This window comes from Kitasatospora sp. NA04385 (genome assembly GCF_013364235.1).
Classification (GTDB): domain Bacteria; phylum Actinomycetota; class Actinomycetes; order Streptomycetales; family Streptomycetaceae; genus Kitasatospora.
Genome location: NZ_CP054919.1, coordinates 1,334,402 through 1,359,606 on the forward strand (window position 1 = coordinate 1,334,402; position 25,205 = coordinate 1,359,606).

Genomic DNA, 25,205 nt, shown 5'->3' on the forward strand with positions numbered 1-25,205 from the left:
TCAAGGAACACCAAGCCGCGCGCCACCGCGACCGGGGTCGGTCACAGCGCGAGGAGCTCCTTGGTGGTGATGGTGAGCAACTCGGGCCCGCCCTCCTCGGGAGGCCGCACCACGAGCGTGTCCTCGATCCGGACGCCGCCCCGACCCGGGAGATGGACCCCGGGACCGACGGTGACCGGCACGCGATTGTCCAGTTTACCCATGTCGGCGGGCCCCAGGCGCGGAGCCTCCCGGATCTCCAGGCCGATGCCGTGCCCCAGGGCGTGGACGGACCGCTCGGCGTGGCCCGCGGCCTGGAGGATCGAGCGGGCCGCGTCGTCCGGGACGTGCTGCTCGACGCCCGGCCCGAGGGCCTCCCGGCCGGCCCGCTGGGCGTGGAAGACCAGGCGGTGCAGCTCGACCTGCCAGGCGGCGGGGGCGGCGCCGATCACGAAGGTGCGGGCGGTGGAGATGCCGTAGCCGCGGTAGCGGGCGCCGAGCGCGACGGTGAGGAAGTCGCCCTCCTCGACCCGGCGGTCGGTGGGCTGGTGGTGCTCCAGGCCGGAGTGGCTGCCGGTGCCGACGGAGACCGGGAAGGCGGCCCGGTCGGCGCCGTGGTCGATCATCCGGCGCTCCAGCTCCATCGCCAAGTGCCGCTCGGTGCGGCCGACCAGGATGGACTCCAGCAGTTCGCCGAGGGCCTGGTCGGCGATCTCGGCGGCGATCCGCAGGTCGGCGATCTCGTACTCGTCCTTGACCACCCGCAGCCGCTCCACCGCCCGGTCCAGGTCGAGCAGCCGGGCCGCCCCGGCGATCCGGGCGACGGCCCGGTGCCGGGTGACGGTGAGGTCGTGCTCCTCGACGGCGAGGTCGCCCACCCGCAGCCGGGCGGCGGCCTCGGCGGCGACGGACGCGGCGTCGGCCTCGGCGGGCACCGGCAGACGGGTGACCTCCGGGTCGGCCGGCCGTTCGCCGCCGCCGAGGCCGCCGTCGCCGGGCTCGGCGCCCTCGGGCACCGCGAGCACCGCGCGCTCGCGGGTGAGCAGCAGCGCGGCGCCGACCGGCGGGCAGCCGGTGAGGTAGCGGACGTTGGCCGGGCGCGTGATCAGCGCGGCATCGGCCCCGGAGGCGCTGCAGTGCTCACGGAGGCGTTCTCGTCGGGCGGAGTGCGCGTCTGACATGGTCCGAGCGTACGAACGGGGCCGGTGGGGCGCCTGTCGGGACCGGCTGGGCGGGTGGGGAATGCCGGTGCGGGCACCCGTGTTGTGACGTGGTGAAAACGGCAATCGTTGCCGGAAGAAGGAGGCCGAGACGATGGCGCGCAGCGAACTGCGACCGGTGGTCACGCTCCGGTCGACGGCGGGGACGGGCTTCACCTACGTGACCCGCAAGAACCGCCGCAACGACCCGGACCGGATGGCGCTGAGGAAGTTCGACCCGGTGGCCGGGCGGCACGTGGAGTTCCGCGAGGCCCGCTGACCGCGGCGGCCGTTCGCATCCGATCGTTTCTCGCACGACTCGCACGACTCGTAGGAGGAGGAGACATGCAGCAGGGAATTCACCCCGAGTACCGTCCGGTGGTGTTCCGGGACAAGACCGGGGGCCTGTCGTTCCTGACCCGCTCCACCGCCACGAGCGGGCGGACGGTCGAGTGGGCGGACGGTCGCACCTACCCGGTGGTGGACGTCGAGACCTCCTCGGCGAGCCACCCGTTCTACACCGGCCGGGCCAGGCTGCTGGACACCGAGGGCCGGGTGGAGCTGTACCGGCGCCGGTACGGCGGCTGACGGCACGCGCGGCGAAGGGCCCCGGGTCACCCCGGGGCCCTTCGCCCGTTCAGGCCGCGGACGTTCAGGCCGCGGACGTTCAGGCCGCGGGCGGGGGGACGGAGACCACCATGGTGACCCGGCACGGCACCTCGCCGTCGTTGCGGTAGCCGTGGGCGGCGGCGGCCTCGTAGGAGGCGGTGGAACCGGCCGGGACGCGGTGGTCGCGGCCGTCCAGGACGAGGGTGAGGACGCCCTCGTCGACCCGGGCGATCTCGACGGTGCCGGGCGGGTGCGGGTCGGAGGCGTGCGACTCGCCGGGGTGCAGGTGCCAGGCCCACAGCTCCAGCGGGCCGGGGGCCTCGGCGCCGCCGAGCAGGGTGCCGCTGCCGCCGTCGGGGCCGTTCCACAGCCGGACGGCGTCCTCGGCGGGGACGATCCGGACGGCCGAGGCGGCGTCGTAGTCGAGCAGCCGGGCGATCGAGACGCCGAGCGCGTCGGCGAGCCGGACCACGGTGCCGATGCTGGGGTTGGTGCGGGCCTGTTCGATCTGGACCACCATGCCGCGGCTGACCCCGGAACGGGCGGCCAGGGCGTCCAGGGTGTGGCCGCGGTCGAGGCGCAGGCGCTTGAGGTTGCGGGCGAGGGCCTGGGTGACGAGATCGGCGTCCGGCACGGGCAGTCCAATATTCTGGTTGGGAGGGTGCAGCAGGTTGAACTATGCTGCGGCGGCATCGACAGATCCACCGACTGTACTGCGGGGTCCACCATGCTGTCCGCCGACCGGTTCCTCCGGTGAGCGCCGCGTTCGCGCTGCTCGCCAGCCTGCTCTGGGGCGTCGCCGACTACGGCGGCGGGGCGATCACCCGGCGGATGCCCGCGCTGACGGTGGTGGTGCTCTCGCAGACCGCCGCCGCCGCGGTGCTCGCGGTCGCGGTGACCGCCACCGGCGGCTGGCCGGGGGCCTCTCCCGCCCTCTGGTGCGCGGTGGCGGCGGGCGTGATCGGGCCGTTCGCCCTGCTGGCCTTCTACCGGGCGCTGGCGCTCGGGCCGATGGGCGTGGTGTCGCCGCTGGCCACCGTCGGCGTGCTGGTCCCGATCGGGGTCGGCCTGTTCCTCGGCGAGCGGCCGGGCGCCGTCCAGGGCCTGGGCATCGCGGTGGCCGTCGCCGGGGTCGCCCTGGCCGGCGGCCCGCGGCGCGGCGGGGCCGCGGTGCAGCCGCGGGCACTGGCGCTGACCCTGGGCGCGGCCTTCGCCTTCGGCGCGGTGCTGACCCTGGTCGCGCAGGCCAGCGGGGGCGGCGCCCTGCTGCTGACGCTGTGCGTGCAGCGGCTGACCAACGCGGTGGTCGGCGCCGGGATGCTGGCCGCCGCGGCCCGCCGCCGGCCGCTCGGGCTGCGGGCGGGTCTGCGCGAACTGCCCGCGCTGACCGCCGTCGGGGTCGCCGACGTGGCCGCGAACGGCCTGTACGCGGCCGCCTCGCACCTGGGCTCGGTGGCGGTGGCGGCCGTGCTGGCCTCGCTCTACCCGGTGGTCACCGCGCTGATGGCGCGCGGCCTGCTGAAGGAGCGGCTGCTGCGGGTGCAGGTGGTGGGCGCGGGCCTCGCGGTGGCCGGGACGCTGATCCTGGCCGCCGGCTGACGCACCGCCAGGACGCCCCCGTCAGGACGCCCCCGGCGGGGAGCCCGGGTCAGGACGCGCCCGCCCCCGCGAACGTCCGGGAGCGCCTGGCGATCCGCCAGTAGCCGATCGCGGCGGCCCAGACCACCACGAACAGGCCGACGATCACGAAGCCGACGTTGTCCAGGCTGAGCCCGGCGATCCAGCCGGTGACCGGGTCCGCCAGGTCGAACTTCTCGTGCAGCACCGCGACCAGTTCGACGGTGCCGATCACGAAGGCCACCGCGATCGACAGCCCGGTGATGGTCAGGTTGTAGTACACCTTGCGGACCGGGTGGGAGAACGCCCACTGGTAGGCGAAGTTCATGAACGTGCCGTCCAGGGTGTCGAACAGGCTCATCCCGGCGGCGAACAGCAGCGGCAGGCAGACCACCGCGTACCAGGGCAGCCCGGAGGCCGCGCCGGAGCCCGCCATCACCATCAGGGTGACCTCGGTGGCGGTGTCGAAGCCCAGGCCGAGCACCATGCCGACCGGGAACATCTGGCCGGGGCGGCTGATCGAGCGGGTGGCCCGGTTCAGCAGCCGGGCCAGCAGGCCGCGGGCGTTCAGCTGCTTCTCCAGCTCGGCCTCGTCGTACTGCCCGGCCCGCATCGCCCGGAACACCCGCCAGATGCCCAGCAGGGCCACCAGGTTGAGTGCCGCGATCAGGTAGAGGAAGGCGCCGGACGCGGTGGTGCCGATGGTGCCCAGCACCCGGTGGGTGGTGGACTCCTCGTCCATCAGGGTGCCCGCCAGGGCCGCCCCGCCGGCCACCAGGCCGGCCATCAGCACCACCATCGAGGAGTGGCCGAGGGCGAACCAGAAGCCCACCGAGACCGGGCGGCGGCCGTCCGCCATCAGCTTGCGGGTGGTGTTGTCGATCACCGCGATGTGGTCGGCGTCGAAGGCGTGCCGCATGCCCAGGGTGTAGGCGGTGACGCCCAGGCCGACGCCGAACACCTGGGTGCCGACCCGGTACCCGTGCGGCGCGACCAGGAACAGCAGCGTCCCGAACGCCACCGCGTGCAGGGCCAGGATGACCGCCATCAGACCGGCCGTGCGCAGGGTGTCCTCGCGCCGCCAGCGGAAGGCGGGCAGCGGGGAGCCCGGGGCGTTCCCGGGCAGGGTCGATTCGGACGCGGTCATCCGCGGATCACGCTCCAGCACCTCGTGGATCACTTCGTGAGATGCCGCGGCCGGTCTCCTGGCTGACGGGGTGTTGCGCGCCGGCTCCCGGCCTTCCCGGCCGCGGGCGGCCAGTGGCACGGGGTGGGAGCCGACGACTCCCCGATCACAGTGGCGAGGGCCGCTCCGGACTCCCGCGGCGGACGCTCCCGCGCCCGCCGCGGCGCACCGGCTTCCCGAGCACCACGGCCCGCCCACCGTAGGCCCGGCGCGGGCCCGGCGGCAAGGGCGCACCCGGGCCCGGGTGGCGCAGATCACGCCAGGTCAGCGCGGTCCTGACGGCCGCTCAGGCCATCCAGAAGAACACGCAGGTCATCCGCTTCTCCTCCAGCGCGGCGCCGTGGTAGGCGGTCGCGGTGTGGATCAGGTTGGCGGTGTAGAGCAGCAGCCGGTTGTAGCGGTGCGGGACGACCAGGTCCTCGGTGAAGGAGTCCGGCGGGACGAAGCGGGTGCCCAGCGCGTCCACCAGGTTGTCGTGCGGGGCGACCACGCTGTTGCCGCCGAGCCGGCCGCCGGGGAAGCTCTGCCGGTGGAAGCTGGTGCCGCAGTGCTTGGGGACCGCCGGGTTGAGGTACAGCACGGCGGCGTAGCGGCACAGCGAGCGCGAGTCGGTGTGCGGGCGCGGCTCGCACTCCCCCGCGCCGACCACCTGCACGCAGTTGTGGTTGAAGGTGCCGCCCGCGGCCTCGTCCAGCGCCCAGATCCGCTCGGCCCCGGTGGACCGGCGGACCAGGTCCTCGACGTGCGCGAGTTCGTCCGGCTCCAGCCCGGGCATCGCGCGCAGGCCGGGCCAGGACTCGGGGCGGTGCGGGTAGCCCTCGTCCCAGTCGGTGCGCGCCAGGTGCCGGGCGCGCACCGCGTCCGGGTCCGGCAGGACGTCGTCCAGCACCCAGTAGTCGCGTCCCCTGGTGGGCTTGCGGTACGGCAGGACCGGGAGCGCCGGGGTGGGGCGCGGGCCCTGGAACGGTTGCACGGGCATGGACCCGACAATAGGAGCGGCGCTTCGGGGCCTCGCCCAAGACGTGGTCAACCTTGCGTCAAGGCTTGCCCGGCGGCGGGCCGGCGGCCGCCCGGTGACGGAGCGTCAGGACCGCTGGCAGCGCGGGCACCAGAACAGGTTCCGGGCGGCCAGCTCCTCGGTGCGGACCGGGGTCGCGCAGACCAGGCAGGGCTGGTCGTGCCGCCGGTAGACGTACACCTCGCCGCCGTGGTCGTCCACCCGGGGCGGGCGGCCCATCGCCTCGGGGGTGTGCTCGGGGCGGACGGTGTCGATCCGGCCGGCGGCCACGCCGTCGCGCATCAGGGCGACCAGGTCCGTCCAGATCGCGTCCCACTCGGGGCGGGAGAGGTCGCGGCCGGGGCGGTGCGGGCTGATGCCGAGCCGGAACAGCACCTCGGCGCGGTACACGTTGCCGACGCCGGCCAGCACCTTCTGGTCCATCAGCAGGGCGGCGACCGTGCTGCCGCTGCGGGAGATCCGCCGCCAGGCCGCGTCGCCCGCGTCGCCCGGGCGCAGCGGGTCCGGCCCGAGGCGGCGGTGGACGGCGGCCTTCTCCTCGGGGGTGAGCAGTTCGCAGGCGGTCGGACCGCGCAGCTCGGCGTAGCCGGTGTCGTTCACCATCCGCAGCCGGACCTGGCCGACCGGGTCCGGGGCGGCCCCCGCGCCGAACCGGTACGTCCCGTACAGCCCCAGGTGCACGTGCAGCCACTGCTCGCCGAAGCCCAGGAACAGGTGCTTGCCGTGCGCCTGCGCCTCGTCCAGCACCCGCCCGTCGATCAGCGCGGCCCCCTCCGCGAAGCGGCCCTGCGGGCTGGACACCCGCACCGGGCGCCCCCCGAACAGCTCGTCGTGCCGCCCGGCCAGGCGGTGGATCACATGCCCCTCGGGCACCGGCGTCAGCTCCTCGATCGTGATGGTCGCGAGGAGTCCATTCTCCCAGGGCGCTCGGACAACCGGGACGGCCCGGCTCAGAGGGCGGTGGCGGCCTCGCACAGGGCGGCCAGCTCGGTCAGCGCCAGGGCGGTGAAGTCCTGGCCGGGGCGGGCGGTCCAGCGGGCGAGGGCGGTGCGCAGGGCGAGCAGGGTGAGTTCGGCGGTGAGGACGGCGGCCTGCTCGGGCACGCCGCGCTCGCGCAGGGCGCCGGTGAGGGCGGTGGCGAGGGCCTCCCGCTTGAGCAGTTCGCGCTCGGTCAGCTCGGGGTTGGCGGCGACCACCTGCTGGCGCTCGCGGACCGTCCCGTGGCGCTCGGCGGTGAAGGCCTGCGCGCCGGCGGCGGCCAGGGCGGCCTCGGCGGCCCGCCGCGGGCCCGCCCCGGGCGGGGCGGCGGCCACCGCGCCGGTGAGCAGCCGGGCCAGGGCGTCGCCGCCGGAGAGCACCTCGCGCTTGTCCGCGAAGTGCCGGAAGAAGGTGCTCTTGGCCAGGCCCGCGCGCTCGGCGATCTCGGCGACGGTGGTGCGGTCGTAGCCCTGCCGGACGAAGAGCTCCAGCGCGGCGCGCTCCAGCCGTCCGCGGGCGTTCGGGTCCCATCTGGCCATGATCCGGATTCTACGTGACGGGACATGGTCGCATCACCGGGCCCGGCGGGCTATCGTGATGGGACAAGGTCTCATCACTCGGAGGTCCCTCCCATGCACGTCTTCGTCACCGGAGCCAGCGGCCACCTCGGCTCCGCCCTCGTCCCCGACCTGCTCGCCGCCGGCCACCGGGTCACCGGCCTGGCCCGCTCCGACGCCTCCGCCGCCGCGCTCACCGCCCTCGGCGCGGAGGTCCGGCGCGGCGACCTCGACGACCTGGACGGCCTGCGGGCCGCCGCCGCGGCCGCCGACGGCGTGGTGCACCTGGCCTTCAAGCACGAGGCGATGCTCGGCGGCGACTACGCCGGCGCGATGGCCGACGACCTGAAGGCCGTCCGGGCGCTGACCGAGGCGCTGGCCGGCACCGACAAGCCGCTGGTCGGCACCGGCGGGGCGGGCGTCGGCGGGGCGCCCGGCGTGGTCTCCGTGGAGAGCCGGGTCACCCCGGGCGCACCGCGCACCGAGGCCGAGCGGGTGATCGTCGACGCGGCCGCCGACGGGGTGCGCTCCAGCGTCGTCCGGCTCCCCCCGGTGGTGCACAGCCCGCTCGACCGGCACGGCTTCGTCCCCACCCTGATCCGGATCGCCCGCACCACCGGCACCTCGGGTTACCTGGGCGAGGGCACCAACCGCTGGCCCGCCGTCCACACCCTGGACGCCGCCCGCCTCTACCGGCTCGCCCTCGAACACGCCCCGGCCGGCACCCGCCTGCACGCCGTCGACGACGAGGGCGTGCCCTTCCGCGAGATCGCCGAACGCATCGGCATCCGGCTCGGCCTCCCCACCGCCCCCGTCGAGGAGGACCGCGCCGCCGAGCACTTCGGCTTCCTGTCCTTCCTCGTCCCGCTCGACATGCCCGCCTCCGCCGAGGCGACCCGCGCCCTGCTCGACTGGCGGCCCGCGCACCCGGGCCTGCTCGACGACCTCGACCAGGACCACTACTTCACCGAGGACTGACCCCCGTCGGCCCGGCGGCGGCGCCTCAGCGTGCCTGCAGCCGGCTCAGGATCGCCTGGTCCAGGGCCGCCGCCGTCTCCGGCACGCTCAGGTTGGAGTTGTCGATGATCGGCAGCCCCGAGGTGCGCCAGCCGGCCATCCGGCCGTGGATGCGGGCCACCTCGTCGTCGGAGAGGCGGCGGTTGCCGGAGCGTTCGGCGTTGCGGCTCAGGACGCGGTCGAGGCCGGGGAGCAGGACGACCGGGATCATGCCGGGGCCGATGTGGCGCTTCCAGCCGCCGAGGCCGATGGCGGGGCGGTCGGGGAAGACCGCGTCGTCGATGATGCAGGAGATGCCGTTGGCGAGGTAGTTGCGGCAGGCGAAGCCGCAGGTGCGGCGGGCCAGCCGGTACTGGGCCTCGGAGTCGGTGTTCCAGCCGGACTGCGGGTTGGCGAAGCCGGACTGGACCCACTCGCGGACGTCGTCGAGGCTGATGTGCGCGGTGGGGGTGGGACGGCGCTCGGCCCAGTAGCGGGCGACGGTGGTCTTCCCGGCGCCGGCCGCGCCGATCAGCAGCACGGCGATCGGGCCGACCGGCAGCGGCGCGGGGAGCGCGGGCTGCGGCGGCGGGGCGGGCAGTTGGACGGTCGTCCCGGTGGGGAGCAGGAAGTGCCCGGTGCCGCCGGGGGCGACCGGGGGGACGGCCTTGAGCGGGACGGTGGGCCGGTCGGGCCCGGACCCGGCCGGTCCGAGCGTCGGCATCGCCTGGAGGGACCCGGGGTACGGCGGCTGGTGGCCCGTCGGATGCGGGGCGACAGCCGGACGGGGCGGCACCTGGCCCCCCGCGTGCTGGTGCTGCGCGTACTGGCTCACCGTCACCTCCCTGCGCCGAATGTACACGTGGGCCCGGTGGCGGGCACAAGTCCGCCACCGGGCCGGGCGCCGTCAGCGGGCGGTGAGCTGCTCGGCCAGGGCGCGCAGGGCCAGTTCGTACGAGCCGAGGCCGAAGCCGGCGATGGTGCCGGAGGCGACGGCGGCGATGACCGAATTGTGGCGGAAGGTCTCGCGGGTGTACGGGTTGGAGATGTGCACCTCGACGAGCGGCGCGGTGCGCTGGGCCGCGGCGTCGCGCATGGCGTACGAGTAGTGCGTGAACGCGCCGGGGTTGATCACCACGGGGGTCCGGGCGTCCGCCGCCTCGTGCAGCCAGCCGACCATCTCCGCCTCGGAGTTGGTCTCGCGGACCTCCACCGCCAGGCCGAGCTCGGCGCCGAGCTCCGTGCAGCGCTCGACCAGTCCGGCGTACGAGGTGGAGCCGTACACGTCGGGTTCGCGGGAGCCGAGCCGGCCCAGGTTGGGGCCGTTCAGGACCAGGACGCGGGTGCTCATCCGGAGACCTCCCCGTAGGCGGCGACCAGCACGGACGGGTCCGGGCCCTCCAGGATGGAGGTCTTGGCCAGGCCGTCCAGGACGACGAAGCGGAGCAGGTCGCCGCGCGACTTCTTGTCGATCTTCATGGCGTCGAGCAGCTTGGGCCAGGCGTCCGCCCGGTACGTCAGCGGCAGGCCGACGGAGGCCAGCACAGCCCGGTGGCGGTCGGCCGTGGCGTCGTCCAACCGCCCGGCCAGGCGGCCGAGTTCGGCGGCGAACACCATGCCGATGGAGATCGCCGCGCCGTGCCGCCACTTGTAGCGCTCGTTGCGCTCGATGGCGTGGCCCAGGGTGTGGCCGTAGTTGAGGATCTCCCGGCGGCCGGATTCCTTCAGGTCGCCGGAGACCACGTCGGCCTTGACCTGGATGGCCCGGCGGATCAGCTCCAGGGTGTGCGGGCCGGCCGGGGTGGTGGCGGCCTCGGGGTCGGCCTCGATCAGGTCGAGGATGACCGGGTCGGCGATGAACCCGGCCTTGATCACCTCGGCCAGGCCGGAGACGTAGTCGTGCTTGCCGAGCGTCTCCAGGGTGCCGAGGTCGGCCAGCACGCCCGCGGGCGGGTGGAAGGCGCCGACCATGTTCTTGCCCTCGGCGATGTTGATGCCGGTCTTGCCGCCGACGGCCGCGTCGACCATGCCGAGCAGCGTGGTGGGCACCGAGATCCAGCGCACCCCGCGCAGCCAGCTGGCGGCGACGAAGCCGGCCAGGTCGGTGGTGGAGCCGCCGCCGAGGCCGACGACCACGTCGCTGCGGGTGAAGCCGGTCTGGCCGAGCACCGACCAGCAGTACGCGGCGACCTCGGCGCTCTTGGCGTCCTCGGCGTTCGGGACCTGTAGCGCGATGGCCTCGTAGCCCTGGGCGGCGAGGTCCTCGCGGATCGCCTCGCCGGTGGCCTCCAGGGCCTCCGGGTGGATGACGGCGACCCGCTTGGCCTTCGGGCCGATCAGCGGGGCGAGTTCGCCGAGCAGTCGGTGGCCGATCAGCACCTCGTAGGGGGCGTGGCCGTCGCTGCCCGCGACCTGGATCCTGACGATGTCCGAATCAGACATGGGGGTTCTTCCACTCCAGTGCTTCGAGTACGGCGTCGGCGACCTGCTCGGGCGTGCGGTCCTGGGTGTCGACCACGGCGGTGGCGACCTCCAGGTAGAGCGGGCGGCGGGCGTCCATCAGCTCGCGCCAGCGGGCCCGGGGGTTGACCGCGAGCAGCGGGCGGGGGGCGTCCAGGCCGACCCGCTTGACCGCGTCGCCGAGCGCCACCTCCAGGAAGACCACGGGCAGCGGGGCGAGCAGCGCGCGGGTCTCCTCGGCCAGCACGGCGCCGCCGCCGAGCGCCAGCACGCCGGCGTACCCGGTGGCGGCGGCCCGGACGGCGTCCCGCTCCAGCTGCCGGAAGTGCGGCTCGCCCTCGTCGACGAAGATCTCCGGGATGGGCTTGCCGGCGGTCCGCTCGATGTCGGTGTCGGTGTCGCGGAACGGCAGGCCGAGTCGTTCGGCGAGGACCCGCCCGACGGTGGACTTGCCACTGCCGGGCGGGCCGACCAGCACGACGGCCGGCCCACTCACCGGCAGGCTCATCGGATGATCAGGTTCTCGAGGTAGGACTCGACGTTGCGGCGGGTCTCGGAGACGTTGTCGCCGCCGAACTTCTCCGCCACCGCGTCCGCCAGGACCAGCGCCACCATCGCCTCGGCGACGATGCCGGCCGCCGGGACGGCGCACACGTCGGAGCGCTGGTGGTGCGCCTTGGCGGGCTCGCCGGTGCGCACGTCCAGGGTCTGCAGGGCGCGCGGGACGGTCGCGATCGGCTTCATCGCGGCGCGCACCCGCAGCAGCTCGCCGGTGGACAGGCCGCCCTCGGTGCCGCCGGAGCGGCCGGAGGTGCGCTTGACGCCCTCCGGCGTCGGGACGATCTCGTCGTGCGCCTGGGAGCCGGGCACCCGGGCCAGCTCGAAGCCGTCGCCGACCTCGACGCCCTTGATCGCCTGGATGCCCATCAGCGCGGCCGCGAGGCGGGCGTCCAGGCGGCGGTCCCAGTGCACGTGCGAGCCGAGGCCGACCGGCACCCCGTACGCCAGCACCTCGACCACGCCGCCGAGGGTGTCGCCGTCCTTGTGGGCCTGGTCGATCTCGGCCACCATCGCCTTGGACGCGTCGGCGTCCAGGCAGCGCACCGGGTCCTCGTCCAGGCGGGCCTCGTCGGCGGGCAGCGGCAGCACGCCGGCCGGGGCCTTGGCGGCGGCCAGCTCGACCACGTGGCTGACGATCTCGATGCCGCAGGTCTCCTTGAGGTAGGAGCGGGCGACCGCACCGAGCGCGACCCGGGCCGCGGTCTCCCGGGCGCTGGCGCGCTCCAGGATCGGCCGGGCCTCCTCGATCGAGTACTTCTGCATGCCCGCCAGGTCGGCGTGGCCGGGGCGCGGACGGGTCAGCGCCTCGTTGCGGGCCAGGCCCGCGAGCACCTCGGGGTCGACCGGGTCGGCCGACATGACCTGCTCCCACTTCGGCCACTCGGTGTTGCCGACCATGACCGCCACCGGGGAGCCCATGGTCTCGCCGTGCCGGACACCGCCGAGGAAGGTCACCTCGTCCTGCTCGAACTTCATCCGCGCGCCACGGCCGTAGCCGAGCCGCCGGCGGGCCAGCGCGTCGGCCACCATGGCGGTGGTGACCGGCACCCCGGCCGGCAGGCCCTCCAGCGTCGCGACCAGAGCGGGGCCGTGCGACTCCCCCGCCGTGAGCCAGCGCAAGCTACCCACCGAAAGCTCCTTCGTCAGCGGCCCGCGCCGTGAACGGCGGCCGGCCCGGCGTCTCGTCCTGCCCGGCCGCGGGAGCGCGGCGGGTCGAACTCCGATCCTTTCACGTCCCACAGGTCACCGGGGCCCCGGTCCGCTTGGCGGACAGCGAACGTCCGGAAGTGGACACCCGGTGGGGACGGCGGAGGCGGGCACCGGGAACGGGCGGCCGCGTCAGTGCGCGAGCGCCGCCTCCCCGGCGGTCCGCATCCTCGCCAGCGGGCCTCGCCGCACGCCGGTGAACCGCTCGAACTGCAGCACCGCCTGGTGCACCAGCAGGTCGAGCCCGCCCAGCACGGTGCCGCCGCGCTCCTGGCAGACCGCGGCCAGCCTGGTCGGCCACGGGTGGTACAGCACGTCGAACAGCACGCCGGGCGCCGCCGTCAGCCGGTCCGCGAAGTCGTCGGTCGCCCCGACCGGCGTGGTGGAGACGGTCAGCGGCCCGTCCAGCGCCCGCGCGCCGTCCGCCCAGTCCGCGGTGCGCACCGCCACGCCCAGCCGCTCCCCCAGCTCCCGCATCTCGGCGGCCCGCGCGGCGCTGCGCACGTACGCGGTCACCTCGCCGTCGCAGATCTGGGCCAGCGCGGCCAGCGCGGAGGAGGCGGTGGCCCCGGCACCGAGCACCGCGGCCGACCCGACCCGCTCGACGCCGCGCTCGCGCAGCGCGTTGACCAGGCCGGGGACGTCGGTGTTGTCGCCGTGCCGCCGCCCGTCGCGGTCGATCACCACGGTGTTGACGGCGTCCACCGCGCGGGCGGCGTCGCTGACGGTGTCCAGCAGCGGGCGGATCGCCCGCTTGAGCGGCATGGTCAGCGACAGACCGGCCCACTGCGCGGGGTCGAGCCCGGTGACGAATTCCGCCAGTGTCGATTCGTCGATCTCGTACCGGCCGTACCGCCAGTCGGTGAGCCCGAGTGCGGCGTAGCCGGCCTCGTGCAGGACCGGGGAGAGCGAGTGCGCGATCGGCGAGCCGAGCACGGCGGCCCGGTGCGGGGTGGTCACGTGAAGGCCTTTCGGGTGGTGCGGGCGGTGCGGTGCAGGTAGATGTCTACCTGGTCCTCGGCCTCCAGCGCGAAGCCGTGCCGCTCGTACAGCCGCCGGGCCGGGCTGCCCCGCAGCACGTTCAACCGGACGGCCAGGCCCTCGGCGTCCGCCCGGGCCAGCGCCCGGCGCAGCACGGCGGTGCCCAGGCCGCGGCCGTGCAGCGCCGGGTCGAGGTAGAAGTGCTCCAGCAGCAGGGTGCCGGGCCGCTCGTCGGGGGCGAGCGCCAGGCAGCCGGCCGGCGCGGGCGACGGCGGCCCGGCCAGCTCGACCACCCGGGTGTGCTCGGGCCGGTACGCGTCGCGCATCCGCTGCCGGACGCGGTGCTCGTCGTAGCGGCCGAGGCGTTCCAGGTCGGGGCGCATCGCCCGGGCCCGCAGCTCGACCAGCGGTTCCAGGTCGGCGGCGGTGGCGGGGCGCAGCGTCCAGGCGGGGGCGGTGGTCACTCGGTGCCCCGGCGGGTGCGGGCGGACCAGCGGCCCTCGCTGTGGGCGATCCGGATGGGGTGGCGGAAGCACTCGGAGACCAGCTCGGTGGTCAGCACCTCGGTGGCGGGGCCGGCCGCGGTGGTCAGGCCGTCGCGCAGCAGCAGGGCGTGGCTGGTGGTCTCGGGGAGCTCCTCCAGGTGGTGGGTGACCAGCACGGACGCCACCTCGGGGTAGCGGGCGCGCAGTTCGTCCAGGCTCTCCAGGAGCTGTTCGCGGGCGGTGAGGTCGAGCCCGGTGGCGGGCTCGTCGAGTAGCAGCAGCCGGGGTTCGGGCATCAGCGCGCGGGCGATCAGGACGCGGCCGCGCTCGCCCTGGGAGAGCGTGGTCCAGGGGTTCTCGGCGCGGTGCGCGATGCCCAGGGTGCGGATCAGCTCCTCGGCGTGGTCGAGCTGTTCGGCGGTGGGCTTGTGCCACAGGTCGGGCTCGATGGTCTGGGTGGTGCCGGTCAGCACGACCTGGCGGACCGTCAGCGGGGAGCGCAGCGGGTGGCGCGGGTTGACGTGCCCGAGGTGCGCGCGCAGCTCCCGGACGTCGACCCGGCCGAGCTGCCGTCCCAGCACCTTCACGGTGCCGGCGGTGGGGTGCTCGACGGCGCCGAGCAGCGACAGCAGGGTGCTCTTGCCCGCGCCGTTGGCCCCGAGCACCGCCCAGTGCTCCCCGGCCCGGACGGTCAGTGACACGTCACGCAACAGGTACTGCCCACCCCGCACCACGTCGACGTGGGCGGCCTCCAGCAGGGCGGGCTCGGGCAGGTGCGGCGCGTTCTCCGGTGTCTCCATCCGGATCACGCTACCCGCCCCACCCGGCCGCCCCGCAAAGCCGTATCGGCCACCGGACGGCCCGCCGTGCTCAGGTCAGGACGTGCAGACCACGTGCTTGGCGTCGTACTTCATCCCGCGGGAGATGCACCAGTCCTGGGTGTTCTTGGCGTGCTCGGCGTCCGTCGCCGCGAACTTGGTCTCCGTCGGCGAAACGGCCAGCCAGTAGGCCCAGTTGCCCGGCGTCGGGTTGAGGACGGCGTCGAGCGCCTCCTCACCGGGGTTGCCGATCGGGGTCGGCGGCAGACCGGGGTTGATGTACGAGTTGTACTTGTTCGACCCGTCGTTGATCTCCGCGTCGGTCAGCTTGGTGCGGCCCAGCGAGTACTGCAGCGTGGTGTCCACTCCGAGCTTGTGCCCGGTGACGTTGGTGGTCAGCCGGTTGTACATGGCCCGGGCCATCTTGCCGAAGTCCTCGGAGTTGTTGCCCTCCGCCTGCAGGATGCTGGCCTCGGTCACCACCTCGTACGCGTTCTTCAGGCCGAGCTTCTGCGCCGCCTCGTCCAGCTTCAGGTCGCCGTACTTCTGGACGGCGTTGGCCACCATCTGCTTGAGCAGGTCCTCGGGCTTCATGCCGTCGGCGACCGAGTAGCGGGTCGGCCAGAGGAAGCCCTCCGGGTTGTTGTTGGCGTAGTCGGGCAAGCCCAGGCTGCCCGCCTGGTCCTTGGCGACCTGGGCGGTGGTGCCCGCCTGGAGCTTGAGCTTCCCGTCGATCCGCTTGTAGATGTCGGCGGCCTTCAGGCCCTCGGGGATGATCAGCGCGTTGCCGCCGTTGGACTCCACCAGCTCCTTGAAGGCCGCGGCCGCGGACATCTGGTGCTTCATGGTGTAGATGCCCGGCTGGATGCTGCGGCCGCGCGGGTCCTTCTCGTACTCGGCGCTGAACGCCTTGACGCTCTTGACCACGCCGGCGTCCAGCAGCGCCTTGCCGATCGCGTCGCCGCCGGCGCCGTCCTTGACGGTGATGTTGACCGAGCCGCTGCCGTCGCCCTTGAAGTCCGGCGGCGGGCCGAAGTGGTCCTGGTAGAAGCCGTAGCCCCACCAGCCGGCGCCGCCCACGCCGCCGAGCAGCACCAGGGCGACCACCAGGCAGGCGCCGCTGTTGCGGCGGCCCGACTTCTTGCCCTTCTCCTTGCGCTTGCGCTCGGCCTCGCGGGAGTCGTCCTGCTCGGAGAAGAACGACCTGTCGCCGTCCCCCTCCTCGTCGAGGTACTCGTCCTCGGCCCAGTCCTCGTCCTCGTCGGCCCGCCGGTCGGCCTCCGCGGCCCGGCGCGCGGCGGACGGCCCGGCGTCGAGGGCCGCGGCCTCCGCCTCCCAGTCGATCCCGTCCGGCCCGGGGCCGCCGGCCTGCTCCGCCTGCGGCGCGGGCCGCTGCCGCACCGGCTGCTGCGGGGCCTGCGGCTGCGCCTGACCGGCGGCCGGGAAGCCCTGCGGCGGCGTGCCCTGGCCCTGGCCCTGCATCGGCTGTTGCTGCTGCTGGACGAACTGCTGCTGCCCGCCGTACGAACCGCCCTGCTGCGGCTGGCCCTGCCCCATCGCCATCTGCTGGCCGGGCGGGAAGCCCTGCGGCACGCCCTGCTGCTGGACGAACTGCTGCTGGCCGCCGTACGACGGGCCGCCCTGCTGCTGCGGGTACCCCTGCATGCCCTGCTGCTGCACCGGCTGCTGCTGCTGGACGAACTGCTGCTGCCCGCCGTACGAGCCGCCCGGCTGCGGCATCTGCTGCTGCGGGTACCCCTGCATGCCCGGCTGCTGCTGGACGAACTGCTGCTGGCCGGCGTACGGGCCGCCCTGCTGCTGCGGGTAGCCCTGCATGCCCTGCTGCTGCACCGGCTGCTGTTGTTGCTGCTGCTGCTGGACGAACTGCTGCTGCCCGTACGGGTCCTGGGGTTGTTCGCCGGGGTACCACGGCTGGTCGCCCTGGGAGCCGTAGCGCCCGCTCTGATCAGTCATCGATCCCCTTACCGCGTCCAGGGTGCCCGTCGAACCGACGTGCTACCGGCGCAGCACGTGATGGGAGACGTTACCGTACCGCAGCGTAGCCAAATCGTCCGAAGCCGGGTGGTCCACCGTTCACGGGGAGGCGGTGGCGGAGGGCTGGGGCGAGGCGTGCTGGGCGCGGTAGGCGTTGAACTCCTCGACGTTCTTGCGCTGCTGCTCCTCGCTGTCGGTGAAGCGGGTGTCCCCGGGCTGGACGGTGACGAAGTACAGCCAGTCACCGTCGGCGGGGTGGACGGCGGCGCGCAGCGCGTCCCGGCCGGGGTTGCCGATGGGGGTGGGCGGCAGGCCGGGGTGGGCGTAGGTGTTGAACGGGGAGTCGAGCCGGGTGTCGTCCTGGGTGGTGGTGAGGGTGGAGCGGCCGAGCGCGTAGTTGATGGTGGAGTCCAGCTGGAGCGGCATCTTCTTGGCGAGCCGGTTGTAGACGACCCGGGCGACCTTGGCCATGTCCTCGGGGTTGTCGGCCTCGGCCTGGGCGAGGCTGGCGACGGCCAGCAGGCCGTAGGGGGTGACGCCGTTGGCGGTGGCGGCGTCGGCGACGGCGGGGCCGCCGAGGTTGCCGTCGGCCTCCTTGACCATGTCCTGGAGCAGCGTCAGCGGGGTGCTGTCGCCGGTGACCGGGTAGGTCGCGGGGTAGAGGTAGCCCTCCAGGTGCCCGGCGGCGTCGGCGGGCAGGCCCAGGTCGGCGAGGTGCTGTTCGGCGGCGGCCTTGGTGGTGCCGGCCTTCAGGCCGAGCCGGGTGTCGATAGCGGCGAACACCTGGGTGGAGCGCCAGCCCTCGGGGATGGTCAGGGCGTTGGCGTTGGCCGGGTCGAGCAGCACGTTGAGCGCCGAGACCGCCGACATCCGCTCCTTGAGGGTGTACGTGCCGGGGTGGATGTTGCTGCCGGCCGGGCTCTGGGCCGCGGCCTCGGTGAAGGCCCGGGTGGAGGCGACCACGTGCTTGGCGGTCAGCACCTTGCCGATCTGGGTGAGGCTGGCGCCCTGCGCCACCGACACCTGCACCTGGCCGGTGCCGCCGCCGGGGTAGTCGGCGGCGGGCTTCTTGCCCTCGGGCCAGAGCACGAACAGCGCGAGCGCGGCCGCCATCACCACGCCCAGCAGCCCCGCCACGCTCAGGCAGCACGCGGCGCCGGTGCGGACCTGCTGCGGGTCCGGCGGTTCGATGCCGTACGGCAGGCCGGGCGGGGCGCCCTCGGGCTCGACGACGGGGGCACCGAGGTGGCCGGGGGTGAGTCCGGGCGCGGTGTACGGGTCGGTCACGGGGGCCCTTCCGGCTGCGGGCAGGGAGAGAGGGGCCCGTGCGGACGCGCGCCCGCACGGGCCCCTCTACCGGGAAGCTAGCCCGCGCCGATCAGACGACCGGCTCGACACTCTCACCGGGCGCCCGACCGCTCACCCGTTCGGTCTCAAGGGCCGACTGCAGGATCACCACGGCCGCGGCCTGGTCGATCACCGAGCGGCCCTTCTTCGCGGACCGCCCGGAGGCCCGCAGCCCGGCGGCGGCGGTGACGGTGGTCATCCGCTCGTCCACCAGCCGCACCCCGACGGGGTACAGCAGGCCGGCCAGCCGGCCCGCGTACTCGCGGACCTTGGCGGCGGCCGGGCCCTCCTTGCCGTTCAGCGAGCGCGGCAGGCCGACCACCACCTCGATCGCGTCGTACTCCTCGGTGATCGCCTTCAGCCGGGCCTGCGAGCGGCCCCCGGCGGGGACGGTCTCCACCGGCGTGGCGATCAGCCCGTCGGGGTCGCAGACCGCGACCCCGATCCGGGCGTCGCCCACGTCGACGGCGATCCGCCGGCCGCGCCGGAAGACCTTCTCCTCGATGGGTTGCCCGCTCACGCGCGCTCGGCCACCAGTGCCCGCACGGCCTCGATGGCGGCCGCGACGGCGGCCGGGTCGGTGCCGCCGCCCTGCGCCACGTCGTCCTTGCCGCCACCGCCGCCGCCGAGGGTCTTGGCCGCGGCGCGGACCAGCTCGCCGGCCTTGATGCCGCGGCCGCGGGCGTCCTCGTTGGTGGCGATCACGGTCAGCGGGCGGTCGTTCGCGACGGTGAACGCGGCGACCACGGCCGGGCGGGAGCCGAGCCGGGCCCGGACGTCCAGCACCAGCTTGCGCAGCTCGTCCGCGCCGGTGCCGTCACCGACCCGGGCTGCGACCAGGGCCACGCCCCGGACGTCCTCGGCGCCCTCGGCGAGGCCCGCGGCGGCCTGGAGGACCTTCTCCGCGCGGAACTTCTCGATCTCCTTCTCGGCGTCCTTGAGCTTGGCGAGCATCCCGGAGATCTTCTCCGGCAGCTCCTCCGGGCGGCCCTTGACCAGCTCGGTCAGCTGGGAGACCACGGTGTGCTCGCGGGCCAGGAACTTGTACGCGTCGACGCCGACCAGCGCCTCGACCCGGCGCACGCCGGAGCCGATCGAGGACTCGCCGAGCAGCTTCACCAGGCCCAGCTGGGCGGTGTTGCCGACGTGCGTGCCGCCGCACAGCTCCTTGGAGAAGTCGCCGATGGTGACCACGCGCACCGAGTCGCCGTACTTCTCGCCGAACATCGCGATGGCGCCCTGCTTGCGGGCCTGGTCCATCGTCATCACCTCGGCGGTGACGTCGAGCTCGCGGACCAGCACCTCGTTGATCTTCTGCTCGACGTCGGTCAGCACCGAGCCGGGGACGGCGGCGGGCGAGCCGAAGTCGAACCGGAAGCGGCCCGGCGCGTTCTCCGAACCGGCCTGGGCGGCGGTCGGGCCGAGCGCGTCGCGCAGCGCCTGGTGGGTCAGGTGGGTGGCCGAGTGGGCGCGCGAGACGGCCCGGCGGCGGTCGGTGTCGATGGTGGCGTACGCGGACGCGCCGAGCACCACCTCGCCGAACAGCACCCCGCCGGAGTGCACGATCACGCCGGGCACCGGCTGCTGGACGTCCCGGACCTCGACGACCGCGCCGGAGTCGAGGCGGATCCGGCCGTGGTCGGCGAGCTGGCCGCCGCCCTCGGCGTAGAACGGGGTGCGGTCGAGGATCAGCTCGACCTCGTCGCCCTCGGTGGCCGCGGGCGACGGGACGCCGTCCACCAGCAGGCCGACCACGGTGGCCTCGCCCTCGGTGTTGGCGTAGCCGGTGAAGACGGACGCGCCGGCCCGGTCGGCGACCTCGCGGTACGCGGCGACGTCGGCGTGGCCCATCTTCTTCGCCCGGGCGTCGGCCTTGGCGCGGTCGCGCTGCTCCTGCATGAGGCGGCGGAAGCCGGCCTCGTCGACCTGGAGGCCCTGCTCCTCGGCCATCTCCAGGGTCAGGTCGATCGGGAAACCGTAGGTGTCGTGCAGCTTGAACGCCTGCTCGCCGGAGAGCACCGCGCCGCCGGACTGCTTGGTCTCGGTGACCGCGGCGTCCAGCAGGCTGGTGCCGGAGCGCAGGGTCTGCAGGAAGGCGTTCTCCTCGGCGACGACGACCGTCTCGATGCGCTTGCGGTCGGCCTCCAGTTCCGGGTACTGCGGGGCCATCGCCTTGATCGAGACGTCGATCAGGTCCTTGGCGACCGGCTCGGTGGCGCCCAGCAGCCGCATGTTGCGGATCGCCCGGCGCAGGATGCGGCGCAGCACGTAGCCGCGGCCCTCGTTGCCGGGGGTGACGCCGTCGCCGACCAGCATCAGCGCGGTGCGGAAGTGGTCGGTGACCACGCGCAGCGAGACGTCCGACTTGTGCTCGGCGCCGTAGGTGTGGCCGGTGAGCTCGGCGGCGCGGTCGAGGATCATCCGCGAGGTGTCGATCTCGAAGAGGTTGTCGACGCCCTGGAGGACGGCGGCGAGGCGCTCCAGGCCGAGGCCGGTGTCGATGTTCTTGCTCGGCAGGTCGCCGAGGATCTCGAACCCGTCCTTGCCGTCGCCGTGGCCGCGCTCGTACTGCATGAAGACCAGGTTCCAGATCTCCAGGTAGCGCTCGCCGTTGACCGCCGGGCCGCCCTCCTCGCCGTACGCGGGGCCGCGGTCGTAGTTGATCTCCGAGCACGGGCCGCACGGGCCGGGGACGCCCATCGACCAGAAGTTGTCCTTCATGCCCAGGCGCTGGATCCGCTCGGCCGGGACGCCGATCTTGTCGCGCCAGATCTGCTCGGCCTCGTCGTCGTCCTGGTAGACGGTGATCCAGAGCTTCTCCGGCTCCAGGCCGTAGCCGCCGTCCGCCACCGGGCTGGTCAGCAGCTCCCAGGCGAAGGTGATGGCGCCTTCCTTGAAGTAGTCGCCGAACGAGAAGTTGCCGCACATCTGGAAGAACGAGCCGTGCCGGGTGGTCTTCCCGACCTCCTCGATGTCCAGGGTGCGCACGCACTTCTGCACGCTGGTGGCGCGCGAGAACTGCGGCTTGATCTCGCCCAGGAAGTACGGCTTGAAGGGCACCATGCCGGCGTTGACCAGCAGCAGGGTGGGGTCGTCGGCGACCAGCGAGGCCGACGGTACGACGGTGTGGCCGCGCTCCTCGAAGAAGCGCAGCCAGCGGCGGCGGATCTCTGCCGACTCCATCAGTGGGGGTCCTTCCGATCGGTCGTGCGGCCCGGCAACTCGCGCTGTCGGGGCTTGGCAACGATGGTCTGGGGGGTGGTGCGGCGCTCGGTGCGCGCGGACGGGGGCAGGGCGGCGGCCGGGGAGCCCGGGGCCGCCGAGATAGCTCGGGCCCCGTCGTCGGCGGCCGCGCCGCTCAGCGCCCGGCGGCGCGGCGGCTCGACGACCGCGGTGCCGTCCAGGCCGAGGTCGGCGCGCAGCTCGCGCTCGCGCTCGTCCATGCCGGCGCGGACGTCCAGCGCGAAGCGCCGGGCGGCGTCGCCGAACCGGAGGGCGCCGCGGGCGGCGGTGCCGGACAGCGAGTCGGGGGTGAGGCGGTGCACCGCCTCGTTGGCCTTGTTCATGGCCCAGACCGTGGCGCCCGCGCCGACGGCCATCCAGAAGATCCTGCGCACCATCGCGGTCAGCCCCTCACGGCCCGGCGGACCTTGGACAGCAGCCCGCGGCGCGGCGCCGCCTGGGCCCGCACCTCGGCCCGGATCATCCGGGCCAACTCCTCGCGCTCACCGGCCTGCTGGGGCACCGCGACCGCCCCGGCCCGCTGCCGGGCGACCGCCTTGCGCACGCCGTGGCTGAACGCGGCCACCTTCACCAGCGGCCCGCCCAGCGTCGCGGCCACGGTGGACGACAGCGCCTTGGCGTCGGCCGCCGCGTCCTGCACGTTGGCGGTGATCTCGTCGACCCGCTCCAGCTGCTCGTGCGCGCTGCGGACGGCGGCGTTCGCGTCCCGCAGCAGCGGCACGGCCTGCTCGGTGACGGCGGCGACCAGCACGGTCGCCTCCCGGAGCACCTTGGACAGCCGCACCAGCACCACGGCGAGCAGGGTGACCAGGACCGCCCAGAAGACGGCCACCAGCAGCCCGGCCAGCTCTCCCACGGACACCTTCGCGCGCTCCCTCGCTGTGTTTGGCCAAATTACACACGGGCCGCGCCTGTGACGCTTACGCACCTCTGCCACATTTACACACGGCCCCCTGAACCCTATCGCGACGGCGGCTCGTTCCCCGACCGGTATATCCGCCGGTGGGCCCGCCCGGCCCGGCCGGATGTGCGAACACCGCGCGTAACCTACCGTCAGGTCACCTCGTTGGGGGTTTGGCTCGCGGAGCGCGGGCCGGCGGGTTCCGGTTCTCCTAGCGGCGGGGGCGTCCATGGGCAGCACGTCGGGGGCGGGCAGGCTCCCCGCGGAGGTCACCAGCTTCGTCGGCCGGGCCGCCGAACTCGACGCGCTGGCCGGTCTGGTGGGCCGGGCCCGGCTGGTCACGGTGACCGGCCCGGGCGGGGTCGGCAAGTCCCGGCTGGCCCTGCGCGCCGCCGCGCTGCTGGCCGACGGCTTCCCGGACGGCGCGCACCTGGCCGAGGTCGCCCCCGTGCGGGACCCGCTGCTGCTGGGCCACGCGGTGCTGGAGGCGCTGCGGCTGACCGACCACACCGCCCGCCCGCCGCTGGACGTGCTGGTCGAGCAACTGGCCGACCGCGAGGCCCTGTTGGTGCTGGACGGCTGCGAGCACCTGGTGGCCGCCTGCGCCGAGCTGGTGGACGCGCTGCTGCGCGCCGCCCCCGGCCTGCGGGTGGTCGCCACCTCCCGGCAGTCGCTGCGCACCGCGGGCGAGCACCTGCTGCCGCTGGCCCCGCTGGCCTGCGAGCCGGTCGGCGGCGGGGCCGACCCGGAGGCGGCGCTGCTGTTCGCCGACCGCGCCGCCGCCGTGCTGCCCGGCTTCCGGCTGGACCACCGCAACCGGAACGGCGTGGCACTGCTCTGCCGCCGGCTGGACGGCGTCCCGCTGGCCCTCGAACTGGCCGCCGGCCGGCTGCGCACGCTCTCCGTGGAACAGCTGGCCGCCCGGCTGGAGGACCGCTTCCGGCTGCTCACCGGCGGCGACCGGACGGCACCGGCCCGGCACCGGACGCTGCGCACCGCGATCGGCTGGAGCCACGAACTCTGCACGATGCAGGAACGTTTACTCTGGGCCCGCCTCTCGGTCTTCGCCGGCGGCTTCGACCTGGAGGCCGTCGAGTACGTCTGCGCCGGGCACGGCCTGGCCGCCGACGAGGTGCTGGAACTCGTCGACTCGCTGGTCGACAAGTCCGTCCTGGACCGGCTCGACGGCGACGGCGCCGTCCGCTTCCGGATGCTCGACACGCTGCGCGAGTACGGCGCGGGCTGGCTGCGGGCCGGCGGCGACCGGCCGCGGCTGCTGCGCCGCCACCGGGACTGGTACCTGGGCCTCGCCACCTGGGGCGAGGTCGAGTGGTTCGGCCCCCGGCAGGCCCGGACCGCCGAGCGCACCCGGCTCGCCCACCCCAACCTGCGCGCCGCGCTGGAGTTCTCGCTCGCCGAGCCCGGCGAGGAGCAGCTCGCCCTCGTCCTGGCCGGCACCCTCTGGTACTTCTGGGTCTGCACCGGCCACCTCGGCGAGGGCCGGCACTGGCTCGACCGGGCGCTGGCGCTCGCCCCCGAGCCCACCGAGGCCCGGGCCAAGGCGCTCTGGGTCACCGGCTACCTGGCCACCCTGCAGGGCGACCTGGACCGGGCCCGGCCCGCCCTGGAGGAGTGCCGCCGCCAGGCCCTGGACACCGGCGACGACCGGGCGCTGGCCTATGCCGTCCACCGGCAGGGCTGCGCCGCCCTGATCGGCGACGAGCCGGTCCGCGCCGCCGAGCTGTTCGAGGAGGCGCTGTGGCACTACGACGCGCTCGGCGAGCTCAACTCCCACGTCCTGATGGCCATGTTCGAACTCGCCCTGGCGCACTTCTTCCAGGGCCACGAGGAGGACGGCCGGGCCTGGATCGAGCGGCTCCGGGAGACCTGCGAGGAGCACGGCGAGCAGTGGGCGTACGGGTACTGCCTGTACGCGATGGCCTTCGCCCGGCGGCAGGGCGGCGACCTGGGCCCCGCCCGGGCCCTCGCCCGCGAGTCGATGCGGCTCCACCACCTGTTCCGCGACCTGCTGGGGATCGTGCTGGCGATGGACCTGCTGGCGCTGCTGGCCACCGAGGGCCCGGACGCCGACCTGGGCGAGGCCCGGGTGCTGCAGGGCGCCGCGCACCGGATCTGGCGGGCCGTCGGCACCCCGTTCTTCGGCTCCCGCTCGTTCAACGGCCCGCACCTGGAGTGCGAGCGGCGCGCCCGCGACGGCCTGACCGAGCAGGAGTGCGCGGCGGCCTTCCGGCTCGGCTCCCGGCTCGACCTGGACGCCGCGGTCCGCCGTGCGCTCGGCGGCGGCTCCCCGCGGGAACGGGAAACGCCCCCGCGGTCCGAGGACCGGGGGGGCGTTCCGCTCGCGGGTCAGCGCGAGTAGTACTCGACGACGAGCTGCTCGTCGCAGACGACCGGAACCTCGCGGCGCTGCGGCGCGCGGTCCAGGCGGAAGGCCAGGGCCTTCAGGTTGACCTCGAGGTACTTCGGGGTCTGGCCCTCGCCGGCGTTGCCGCCCTCGCGAGCCACCTGGAAGGGGACCTTCTCCTTGGACTTTTCCTTCACCGTGACGACGTAGCCCGGCTTCAGCTGGAACGACGGCTTGTTGACCTTCGAGCCGTTGACCTCGATGTGACCGTGCACGACCATCTGGCGGGCCTGGTAGATGGTGCGGGCGATGCCCGAACGCAGCACCAGGGAGTCGAGGCGGACCTCGAGCAGGCCGACCAGGGCCTCGCCCGTCTTGCCCTCGACCTTCTTGGCGGCCTCGAAGGCACGCGCCATCTGCTTCTCGCTGAGGTCGTACTGCGCGCGCAGACGCTGCTTCTCGGTCAGCCGGACCTTGTAGTCGGAGTTCTGCTTGCGGCCGCGGCCGTGCTGGCCGGGCGGGTACGGACGGGCCTCGAAGTACTTGACGGACTTCGGGGTCAGCGGAACGCCGAGAGCACGGGCGATCTTGACCTTGGGGCGCTTCTGGTTCGCCATGTTTCCTTTTCCTGTTCAGATACGGCTGTCACCAGGTGTTGACGGAGGACGCTCCTCGCGGTCCGGAGAAAAACCGCCCGTTGCCGG

The 25,205-nt window shown here is 74.3% G+C and carries 26 protein-coding genes and 1 riboswitch; of the genes, 5 read left to right on the plus strand and 21 right to left on the minus strand.

Annotated features, from left to right (window positions below; genetic code table 11):
* Positions 1–41: 41 nt before the first annotated feature.
* On the minus strand, positions 42–1,160 hold the full coding sequence (locus HUT16_RS05675; RefSeq protein WP_176186047.1) for an aminopeptidase P family protein: 1,119 nt from the start codon (positions 1,158–1,160) through the stop codon (positions 42–44).
* A 133-nt stretch (positions 1,161–1,293) separates the two neighbouring features.
* Between HUT16_RS05675 and rpmG the strand changes: the two genes are divergently transcribed.
* The gene (gene rpmG / locus HUT16_RS05680) at positions 1,294–1,458 is read left to right on the plus strand and encodes a 50S ribosomal protein L33 (protein WP_014134547.1); all 165 of its coding nucleotides are present in this window, start codon (positions 1,294–1,296) and stop codon (positions 1,456–1,458) included.
* Positions 1,459–1,523: 65 nt separating this feature from the next.
* Positions 1,524–1,766 (plus strand): type B 50S ribosomal protein L31, encoded by a 243-nt coding sequence (locus HUT16_RS05685; RefSeq protein ID WP_176186049.1) that lies wholly within the window; start codon positions 1,524–1,526, stop codon positions 1,764–1,766.
* A 79-nt stretch (positions 1,767–1,845) separates the two neighbouring features.
* Here the strand turns inward: HUT16_RS05685 and HUT16_RS05690 are convergent, their stop codons facing one another.
* On the minus strand, positions 1,846–2,421 hold the full coding sequence (locus tag HUT16_RS05690; RefSeq protein ID WP_176186052.1) for an XRE family transcriptional regulator: 576 nt from the start codon (positions 2,419–2,421) through the stop codon (positions 1,846–1,848).
* 119 nt (positions 2,422–2,540) lie between these two features.
* Between HUT16_RS05690 and HUT16_RS05695 the strand changes: the two genes are divergently transcribed.
* A complete protein-coding gene (locus HUT16_RS05695; RefSeq protein ID WP_176186054.1) occupies positions 2,541–3,386 on the plus strand; it encodes a DMT family transporter in 846 nt (281 codons plus the stop codon).
* A gap of 49 nt (positions 3,387–3,435) precedes the next feature.
* Here the strand turns inward: HUT16_RS05695 and HUT16_RS05700 are convergent, their stop codons facing one another.
* From HUT16_RS05700 to HUT16_RS05715, 4 genes are all read right to left on the minus strand, one after another.
* Entirely contained in the window at positions 3,436–4,551 is a 1,116-nt protein-coding gene (locus tag HUT16_RS05700; RefSeq protein ID WP_176186056.1) for a HoxN/HupN/NixA family nickel/cobalt transporter, read from the minus strand.
* Positions 4,552–4,581: 30 nt separating this feature from the next.
* Positions 4,582–4,793: riboswitch (cobalamin riboswitch) on the minus strand.
* A gap of 83 nt (positions 4,794–4,876) precedes the next feature.
* Positions 4,877–5,569, minus strand: a complete 693-nt coding sequence (locus HUT16_RS05705) for a DUF6445 family protein (protein WP_176186058.1) — start codon at positions 5,567–5,569, stop codon at positions 4,877–4,879.
* Between the two features lie 105 nt (positions 5,570–5,674).
* Positions 5,675–6,481: an Fpg/Nei family DNA glycosylase gene (locus HUT16_RS05710; protein WP_176186060.1), complete on the minus strand. Its 807-nt coding sequence runs from the start codon at positions 6,479–6,481 to the stop codon at positions 5,675–5,677.
* A gap of 77 nt (positions 6,482–6,558) precedes the next feature.
* Positions 6,559–7,125, minus strand: a complete 567-nt coding sequence (locus tag HUT16_RS05715) for a helix-turn-helix domain-containing protein (protein WP_176186063.1) — start codon at positions 7,123–7,125, stop codon at positions 6,559–6,561.
* A 93-nt stretch (positions 7,126–7,218) separates the two neighbouring features.
* Between HUT16_RS05715 and HUT16_RS05720 the strand changes: the two genes are divergently transcribed.
* Entirely contained in the window at positions 7,219–8,121 is a 903-nt protein-coding gene (locus HUT16_RS05720) for an SDR family oxidoreductase (protein WP_176186065.1), read from the plus strand.
* A gap of 25 nt (positions 8,122–8,146) precedes the next feature.
* Here the strand turns inward: HUT16_RS05720 and HUT16_RS05725 are convergent, their stop codons facing one another.
* The 14 genes from HUT16_RS05725 to HUT16_RS05790 form a co-directional block, all read right to left on the minus strand.
* A complete protein-coding gene (locus tag HUT16_RS05725) occupies positions 8,147–8,935 on the minus strand; it encodes an AAA family ATPase (protein WP_254898251.1) in 789 nt (262 codons plus the stop codon).
* Positions 8,936–9,046: 111 nt separating this feature from the next.
* The gene (gene aroQ / locus HUT16_RS05730; RefSeq protein WP_176186067.1) at positions 9,047–9,490 is read right to left on the minus strand and encodes a type II 3-dehydroquinate dehydratase; all 444 of its coding nucleotides are present in this window, start codon (positions 9,488–9,490) and stop codon (positions 9,047–9,049) included.
* Entirely contained in the window at positions 9,487–10,581 is a 1,095-nt protein-coding gene (gene aroB, locus HUT16_RS05735) for a 3-dehydroquinate synthase (protein WP_176186070.1), read from the minus strand. Before aroB ends, aroQ begins: the two co-directional genes overlap by 4 nt.
* The gene (locus HUT16_RS05740) at positions 10,574–11,107 is read right to left on the minus strand and encodes a shikimate kinase (protein WP_176186072.1); all 534 of its coding nucleotides are present in this window, start codon (positions 11,105–11,107) and stop codon (positions 10,574–10,576) included. Before HUT16_RS05740 ends, aroB begins: the two co-directional genes overlap by 8 nt.
* Positions 11,104–12,288, minus strand: a complete 1,185-nt coding sequence (gene aroC, locus HUT16_RS05745; protein WP_176186074.1) for a chorismate synthase — start codon at positions 12,286–12,288, stop codon at positions 11,104–11,106. Before aroC ends, HUT16_RS05740 begins: the two co-directional genes overlap by 4 nt.
* A 210-nt stretch (positions 12,289–12,498) precedes the next feature.
* Entirely contained in the window at positions 12,499–13,326 is an 828-nt protein-coding gene (locus HUT16_RS05750; protein WP_176186077.1) for a shikimate dehydrogenase, read from the minus strand.
* A complete protein-coding gene (locus HUT16_RS05755; RefSeq protein WP_176186079.1) occupies positions 13,323–13,811 on the minus strand; it encodes a GNAT family N-acetyltransferase in 489 nt (162 codons plus the stop codon). Before HUT16_RS05755 ends, HUT16_RS05750 begins: the two co-directional genes overlap by 4 nt.
* Positions 13,808–14,632 (minus strand): ABC transporter ATP-binding protein, encoded by an 825-nt coding sequence (locus HUT16_RS05760; protein ID WP_176186082.1) that lies wholly within the window; start codon positions 14,630–14,632, stop codon positions 13,808–13,810. Before HUT16_RS05760 ends, HUT16_RS05755 begins: the two co-directional genes overlap by 4 nt.
* 75 nt (positions 14,633–14,707) lie before the next feature.
* Positions 14,708–16,624, minus strand: a complete 1,917-nt coding sequence (gene mltG / locus HUT16_RS05765) for an endolytic transglycosylase MltG (RefSeq protein WP_176186084.1) — start codon at positions 16,622–16,624, stop codon at positions 14,708–14,710.
* A gap of 120 nt (positions 16,625–16,744) precedes the next feature.
* The gene (gene mltG, locus HUT16_RS05770; protein WP_254897656.1) at positions 16,745–17,932 is read right to left on the minus strand and encodes an endolytic transglycosylase MltG; all 1,188 of its coding nucleotides are present in this window, start codon (positions 17,930–17,932) and stop codon (positions 16,745–16,747) included.
* A gap of 91 nt (positions 17,933–18,023) precedes the next feature.
* Entirely contained in the window at positions 18,024–18,512 is a 489-nt protein-coding gene (gene ruvX / locus HUT16_RS05775) for a Holliday junction resolvase RuvX (protein ID WP_254897657.1), read from the minus strand.
* Positions 18,509–21,175 (minus strand): alanine--tRNA ligase, encoded by a 2,667-nt coding sequence (alaS, locus tag HUT16_RS05780; RefSeq protein ID WP_176186086.1) that lies wholly within the window; start codon positions 21,173–21,175, stop codon positions 18,509–18,511. The genes ruvX and alaS overlap by 4 nt, the downstream gene beginning before the upstream one ends.
* A complete protein-coding gene (locus HUT16_RS05785; protein WP_176186088.1) occupies positions 21,175–21,612 on the minus strand; it encodes a DUF6167 family protein in 438 nt (145 codons plus the stop codon). The genes alaS and HUT16_RS05785 overlap by 1 nt, the downstream gene beginning before the upstream one ends.
* Positions 21,613–21,617: 5 nt before the next feature.
* Positions 21,618–22,097 carry a DUF948 domain-containing protein gene (locus tag HUT16_RS05790; protein WP_176186090.1) on the minus strand — a complete coding sequence of 160 codons (480 nt, stop codon included), beginning with the start codon at positions 22,095–22,097 and terminating at the stop codon, positions 21,618–21,620.
* A gap of 268 nt (positions 22,098–22,365) precedes the next feature.
* Here HUT16_RS05790 and HUT16_RS05795 point away from each other — a divergent pair, with 268 nt between their 5' ends.
* Positions 22,366–24,516 carry a regulator gene (locus tag HUT16_RS05795; protein ID WP_176186092.1) on the plus strand — a complete coding sequence of 717 codons (2,151 nt, stop codon included), beginning with the start codon at positions 22,366–22,368 and terminating at the stop codon, positions 24,514–24,516.
* On the opposite strand, the gene rpsD is transcribed toward HUT16_RS05795, so the two are convergent.
* Positions 24,504–25,118: a 30S ribosomal protein S4 gene (rpsD, locus tag HUT16_RS05800; RefSeq protein WP_176186094.1), complete on the minus strand. Its 615-nt coding sequence runs from the start codon at positions 25,116–25,118 to the stop codon at positions 24,504–24,506. The genes HUT16_RS05795 and rpsD overlap by 13 nt on opposite strands.
* Positions 25,119–25,205: the final 87 nt, after the last annotated feature.